The 6,488-nt window shown below is 69.4% G+C and carries 7 protein-coding genes; 2 read left to right on the top strand and 5 right to left on the bottom strand.

Annotation, left to right across the window (positions count from 1 at the left end; translation table 11 throughout):
* Positions 1-713, top strand: a 713-nt coding sequence (locus AAG801_RS19825) for a class III extradiol ring-cleavage dioxygenase (RefSeq protein ID WP_341889900.1), incomplete at its 5' end; no start/stop codon positions are given.
* 1 nt (position 714) lies between these two features.
* Here the strand turns inward: AAG801_RS19825 and AAG801_RS19820 are convergent.
* A complete protein-coding gene (locus AAG801_RS19820; protein WP_341889899.1) occupies positions 715-1,806 on the bottom strand; it encodes a BMP family ABC transporter substrate-binding protein in 1,092 nt (363 codons plus the stop codon).
* A 183-nt stretch (positions 1,807-1,989) separates the two neighbouring features.
* Here AAG801_RS19820 and AAG801_RS19815 point away from each other — a divergent pair, with 183 nt between their 5' ends.
* Positions 1,990-2,301 (top strand): hypothetical protein, encoded by a 312-nt coding sequence (locus AAG801_RS19815; protein WP_341889898.1) that lies wholly within the window; start codon positions 1,990-1,992, stop codon positions 2,299-2,301.
* On the opposite strand, the gene AAG801_RS19810 is transcribed toward AAG801_RS19815, so the two are convergent.
* The 4 genes from AAG801_RS19810 to AAG801_RS19795 all read right to left on the bottom strand — a co-directional run bounded on the left by AAG801_RS19810 (position 2,295) and on the right by AAG801_RS19795 (position 6,488).
* Positions 2,295-3,365, bottom strand: a complete 1,071-nt coding sequence (locus AAG801_RS19810; protein WP_341889897.1) for an adenosine deaminase — start codon at positions 3,363-3,365, stop codon at positions 2,295-2,297. The genes AAG801_RS19815 and AAG801_RS19810 overlap by 7 nt on opposite strands.
* A 13-nt stretch (positions 3,366-3,378) precedes the next feature.
* Positions 3,379-4,341, bottom strand: a complete 963-nt coding sequence (locus AAG801_RS19805) for an aromatic ring-hydroxylating dioxygenase subunit alpha (RefSeq protein WP_341889896.1) — start codon at positions 4,339-4,341, stop codon at positions 3,379-3,381.
* Positions 4,338-5,501: a BMP family ABC transporter substrate-binding protein gene (locus AAG801_RS19800; RefSeq protein WP_341889895.1), complete on the bottom strand. Its 1,164-nt coding sequence runs from the start codon at positions 5,499-5,501 to the stop codon at positions 4,338-4,340. The genes AAG801_RS19805 and AAG801_RS19800 overlap by 4 nt, the downstream gene beginning before the upstream one ends.
* 66 nt (positions 5,502-5,567) lie before the next feature.
* Positions 5,568-6,488: an ABC transporter permease gene (locus AAG801_RS19795; protein ID WP_341889894.1), complete on the bottom strand. Its 921-nt coding sequence runs from the start codon at positions 6,486-6,488 to the stop codon at positions 5,568-5,570.

Here is a 6,488-nt window from a genome sequence, read left to right as displayed (position 1 = left end):
GGCCGAAGGCGATCCTCGCCGTCTCGGCCCACACCGCGGCGCGTGCCCCGGTGCTGCTCGCCGGAGCGCGCCACGAGGCGGTCTACGATTTCGGCGGCTTCGACCCGACGCTCTACACGCTGCGCTACGACGCGCCGGGCGCGCCCACGCTGGCCGAGCGCGTTGCGGTGCTGATGGGCGAGGCCGGCCTGCCGGTGCATCTCAGCCCGGAGGGCGGGCTGGACCACGGCAACTGGACGCCGCTGCGCTACATGTTCCCTGAGGCCGACATCCCGATCCTGCCGCTGGCCTTCGTGCCTTCGCAGTCGCCGGCGCAGCAGTTCGCGCTCGGCGCCGCGCTGGCGCCGCTGGCCGAAGAAGGTGTGCTGGTGCTGGCCAGCGGCAGCATCACGCACAACCTGCGACGGGTGTTCTCGACCGGCATGCGCGGGCCGGTGGACGCGCCGGAGATAGCCGAAAGCCGGGCCTTCCGCGACTGGATGTTCGGTCGCAGCGCTGCACGCGACTGGGAGGCGCTGTTCGACTACCGCGCGCAGGCGCCGCACGCCGTCGACATGCACCCGACCGACGAGCACCTGCTGCCCTGGTACGTGGCCGCCGGCGCCGGCGGGCGCGACGCCGCGCCGCTTCGCCTGCACGACAGCGTCACCTACGGCTGCCTGGGCATGGACGCCTACGCCTTCGGGCCGGACGCGGCAGCACTGGCGAACTGAATCACTGCCCCGGCAGAGAGCCGACCACGCCGGCGGCGAGCCAGTTCATGCCGGCGATGGCGGCGTCGTCGAGGATCGCGCCGCGGGCGATGCGCTCGCGTCCGCTGTTGTCGGCCAGCGGGCCGCGGAAGGGCTTGAAGCGCCCTTCGGCGATGGCCCGGCGCTTGGCTTCCAGTTCGTCGCGCACGGCCGCCGGCAGCGTGGCATCGACGGCGCTGAGCTGCACCAGACCGTCCTTCATGCCCGCCCACACCGGCGTCGGCTTCCAGCGCCCTTCGAGCACCGACTGCGCGACGCGCGTGTAGTGGCCGCCCCAGTGATGGGTCACCGCGGCGAGCTGCGCGTCAGGCGCGAAGGCCTTCATGTCGCTCTGGTAGGCGACCACGCGCACGCCCTTGTCCTTGAACGCTGCCTGCGCCGCCTGCGGCACCGCGGGCGAGCCGCTGTGGTTGGTCAGCACGTCGGCGCCCTGGTTGATCAGCGTCTGCGCGGCCTCGCGCTCGCGCGCCGGGTCGAACCAGGCGTTCAGCCACAGCACGCGCAACTGCGCCTTCGGATTCGCCTCGCGCAGGCCGATCGCGAAGGCGTTGATGCCCTGCACCACCTCGGGCACCGGGAAGCCGGCGACGTAGCCGGCGATGCCCGACCTGCTGGTCTTTCCGGTCAGCCAGCCGGCCAGGTAACGGGCCTCGTAGTAGCGCGCGTTGTAGGTGTTCAGGTTGGCCGCGGTCTTGTAGCCGCCGGCATGCTCGAACCTGACCTGCGGGAACGCGGCCGCCACGCGCAGCGCCGGCTCGAGGTAGCCGAAGCTGGTGGCGAAGATGAGCTGGTGGCCTTGCGCGGCGAGATCGCGCATCACGCGCTCGGAGTCGGCGCCTTCCGCGACGGCCTCCACCACGGTGGTCTTCACGCGGGCGCCCAGCGCACGTTCCATCTCGCGGCGGCCGAGGTCGTGCTGGAAGCTCCAGCCGGCCTCGCCGACCGGACTGACATAGACGAAGCCGACCTTGAGCGGCGGCGTCTGGGCGGGGGTGTGGAAGGGACTCAGCAACGCAGCGGCGAGCGCGGCCGCGCGGGCGAGGTTTTTGTGCATGGTGTTCCTCTACATGGCTCCGGATGAAAAGCACAAAGCGGCAGGGAGCACTGCCGCTTTGCTGGCGCGATTGTCGCAGGTCGCCCCTCGGGCTCCGGCGGCCGACACCCGCCGTCACCAGGTCTATTTGCGAATGATTCGTATTTGCGACAGAATGGGTCCGTCCCGCCCAAGGAGATGCCCATGACCCCGAACGAACGCCCGCTCGACGAAGAGCATGACCTGCCGAGCGTGGAAGCCGTGCTGGCCGGCACGCTGGCGCTGATGACCGGCTACGCGCAGGCGCTGCAGGCCGACCTGCACCCCGAACAGCGCCTGCTGATGGGCGCCAAGATCGGCCGCAACCTGGAACTGCTGGCCGGGCACCTGGGCGTCAGCGAACCCTTCCAGCGCATCGCGCTGGGCCTGCGTGCGCGCTGGCAGGCGATGAGCGCCTGCACCGCGCAATCGGCGCCTTGCGCATGCATCGCCCAGGCACCGGCGCAGCTTCACTGAGCGGTTCCAGCCTCCTCGAAGGCCAGGTCGAGCTGGTTGATCCAGTGCGACTTGGCGCCCGCGTCGGCGAAGCTCGCCTCGAAGCTGTTGCGCGCCAGCGTGTAGGCCTCGCGCGCACCGAGCTGCGGCAGCGCGGCGAAGGTCTCGGCGAAGTTCTGGTTGATGTAGCCACCGAAGTAGGCGGGGTCGTCGGAGTTGACGGTCACCTTCAGCCCCGCGGCGAGCAGCGCCGGCAGCTGGTGCTCGGCCATGGTCTTGTAGACGCACAGCTTGACGTTGGACAGCGGGCAGACCGTCAGCGGCATGCCCATCGCGGCCAGGCGCTGCATCAGCGAGGGGTCTTCCACCGCGCGCACGCCGTGGTCGATGCGCTCGACCTCGAGCACGTCGAGCGCGCTCCTGATGTACTCCGGCGGCCCCTCTTCGCCAGCGTGCGCGACCACATGCAGCCCGGCCGCACGCGCACGGTCGAACACGCGCGCGAACTTCTCCGGCGGGTGGCCACGCTCGCTGCTGTCCAGACCGACGCCGATGAAGTGGTGGCGATAGGGCAGCGCCGCCTCCAGCGTCGCCATCGCGTCCTCCTCGCTGAGATGGCGCAGGAAGCACAGGATCAGCTTGGCGCTGACGCGCAGCTCCTGGTGGGCACGGTGGCAGGCGTGGTCCAGCCCCTTGATCACCGTGCCGATGTCGACCCCGCGCGCCGTGTGCGTCTGCGGGTCGAAGAAGATCTCGGTGTGCAGCACGTTGTCGGCCGCGGCGCGCTGCAGGTAGGCCCAGGCCATGTCGAAGAAGTCGGGCTCCTTGAGCAGCACGCTGGCGCCGGCGTAGTAGATGTCGAGGAAGCTCTGCAGGTCGGTGAAGGCGTAAGCCGCGCGCAGCGCCACGACGCTGGGGTACGGCAGCGCCACGCCGTTGCGCCTGGCCAGCGCGAAGATCAGCTCGGGCTCCAGCGAGCCCTCGATGTGGATGTGCAGCTCGGCCTTGGGCATCTCCGCCAGCAGCGCCGGCAGGCGCTCGCGCGGGATGCGGTCGAAAGCGATGGTGCTCATGGCGGAGGTCATGGCGGAGGGCTCCTCAACAGGTTCCGAAGGTGATGCCGTGCTCGCCGAGGAAGCGGCGGTAGGCGGCCGAGCTGCGGTCGGCGGCGCAGTGGACCTCGCCGCCGGACAGCGGCAGGCGCCGCGGGCGCTGCGACTCGAGCACCGGCTGGTCCTGAGTGAAGATGGTGTGCTGGAAGGTGCGGACCTGTTCGTCGCTGGAATCGTGGTCGGTCAGCGCCATGCGAAACCAGACGCGGCTGGCGTCCTCGTCGACCGGGCAGACGAACAGCGCGATCTCGTCGCGGTAGCCGTCCTGCTTCTCGGGCAGCTTGGTGAGCACGGCCGCATACGGCGCCGTCAGCTCGTAGCGGTAGTCGACCCAGCTGCCTTCGGAGGACAGGCGGTTGCTCTGCGGCTGCCAGGCACGGCAGCCCGTGGCGACGAAGCCGTTGGCCGTCGGCTCGACACGGTAGCTATCGAGCGCCACGTGCGCTCGGTCGCCCAGCCAGCCTTCGTGCACGAAGCCGAAGTGCGCCAGGTCGAGGAAGTTCTCGACGATGCGCGGCGCGCTCGTTGCGACGTCGTAGGGCCCGACGTTGAGCTTGCGCAGCTTCGGGTCGGTCTCGGCGTCGAAGCGCGGCAGCACCGCCTCGGGGTCGAGGTGCAGCCAGAGCAGGCCGTGCGCTTCGATCACACCGAAGATCGCCACCGCATGCGTCGCCCGCGGCGTGAAGTCGGGCAGCGCGGGGATGTGCACACAGCGGCCGGCGCCGTCGAAGCGCCAGCCGTGGTACGGGCATTCGATCTGCCCGGCGCAGATGCGGCCGAGGGACAGCCGCGTGCCGCGGTGCGGACAGCGGTCGGGCGCGGCGCGCGGGGTGCCGGACTCGTCGCGCCACAGCACGACGTCGTCGCCCAGCAGCCGCACCGCGACCGGCGCCGCGCCCAGCGCCGATGCGTCAAGCACCGGGTGGGCGAAGCGCTGTTCGGGCTTCACTTGTCGCCCGGCACCTTGCCTTCGACGCCCTTGACGTAGAACTTGATGCCGCCGAGGAACTTGTCGTCGGCGACCACGTCCTTGGCGAGGATCTCCTTGCCGTCCTGGCCGACGATCGGGCCCTTCCAGATCGCGAAGCTGCCGTCCTTCAGGCCGGCCTTGACGGTCTCGACCTTGGTCTTGATCTCGGCGGGCACCTTGTCGGAGATCGACACGATGTCGATCGCACCTTCCTTGACGCCCCACCACGAGGCCTCGTTGCCCTTCCAGGTGCCTTCCAGCGCGTCCTTCGTCGCCTTGATGTAGTACGGGCCCCAGTTGATCACGGCCGAGGCCAGGTGCGCTTCCGGCGAGTAGGCGCTCATGTCGCTGTCCCAGCCGAAGGCGTACTTCTTCGCCTTGCCGGCGGTCTGCAGCACGGCCGAGGAGTCGGTGTTCTGGAACAGCACGTCGGCGCCGCCGTTGAGCAGCGACTGCGCGGCCTCGGTTTCCTTGGGCGGATTGAACCACTCGTTGACCCAGACCACCTTGGTCTTGATCTTCGGATTCACCGACTGCGCGCCCAGCGTGAAGCTGTTGATGTTGCGGATCACCTCGGGAATCGGGATCGAGCCGACCACGCCCAGCGTGTTCGTCTTCGTCATGCCGCCGGCGATCACGCCGGCCATGTAGGCGCCCTCGTAGGTGCGGCTGTCGTAGGTGCGCATGTTCTCGGCCTGCTTGTAGCCGGTGGCATGCTCGAACTTGACGTCCTTCATGTCGGCCGCGACCTTGAGCATCGGCTCCATGTAGCCGAAGGTGGTGCCGAAGATCAGCTTGTTGCCCTGGCCGGCCATGTCGCGGAACACACGCTCGGCATCGGCCGCCTCGGGCACCTTCTCGACGAAGCTGGTGACCACCTTGTCGCCGAACTCCTTCTCGACCGCCTTGCGGCCGTTGTCGTGGGCGAAGGTCCAGCCGCCGTCGCCGACCGGGCCGACGTAGGCGAAGGCGATCTTCAGCGGCTCCGGCTTGGCCGGCGCGGCGGCTACCGGCGAGGCGGCAGGCGCGGCAGCGGCCGGCGCTTCTTCCTTCTTGCCGCAGCCCACCAGCGCGGCGGTGGCGGCGAGCGTGCTCCAGCCGGCCAGCTTGATCAGGGAACGCTTGCTTTGTGACGTCATGTCGTCTCCAGGTTGAGATGCGAGGGAGCGTTGAAACGCGAAATTATGGGTCAGCCCACAGGCCGCTCAGGAGCCCGGGAAGAACGGCTTGCCGATCGACGCCGGCATGTTGACCTTGATGAAGTTGGCGTTGCGCGAGATCAGCACCAGCACCACGATGGTGGCCACGTAGGGCAGCATGGTGAGGAACTGGCTCGGGATCTGCACGCCTTCTCCTTGCAGGTGGAACTGCAGCATGGTCACGCCGCCGAACAGGTAGGCACCGAGCAAGACACGTGCCGGTCGCCAGGTGGCGAAGGTGGTGAGGGCCAGCGCGATCCAGCCCTTGCCGGCGATCATGCCCTCCACCCACAGCGGCGTGTAGATCACCGAGATGTAGGCGCCGGCCACGCCGCACAGCGCGCCGCCAGTCATCACCGCGAGCAGCCGGATGCGCCGCACCGGGTAGCCCAGCGCATGGGCCGACTCAGGCGACTCGCCCACCGCGCGCAGCACCAGCCCCGCGCGCGAGCGGTAGAGGAACCAGGCCAGCGCGACGGTGAACAGCACCGCGAGGTAGACCATCGGATGCTGCTTGAACACCGCCGGGCCGATGAAGGGAATGTCCGACAGGAAGGGCAGGTCGAAGTGCGCCCGCTCGGTGAGCTTCTCCTGCGTGTACTTGATGCCCACGAAGGCCGAAAAGCCGGTGCCGAACAGGCTCAGCGCCAGGCCGGTGGCGTACTGGTTGGTGTTCAGCCAGATGACCAGCGCGCCGAAGGCCGCGGCCATCAGCGCACCGGCACCGGCGCCGGCGGCGAAGGCCAGCCAGTCGTTGCCGGTGTGCACCGCGGTGGCGAAGCCGGCGATCGCGGCCACCAGCATCATGCCCTCGGCACCGAGGTTGACGATGCCGGCGCGTTCGTTGATCAGCAGGCCGAGCGCGGCGATGGCCAGCACGGTGCCGGCGTTGAAGGTGGCGGCGAGCAGGAGTGCGAAGGATTCCAT

It is taken from the genome of Variovorax sp. YR752, from assembly GCF_943372545.1.
The sequence above is the reverse complement of the archived record's forward strand: the minus strand, read 5'-3'. Positions and strand labels throughout refer to the sequence as shown.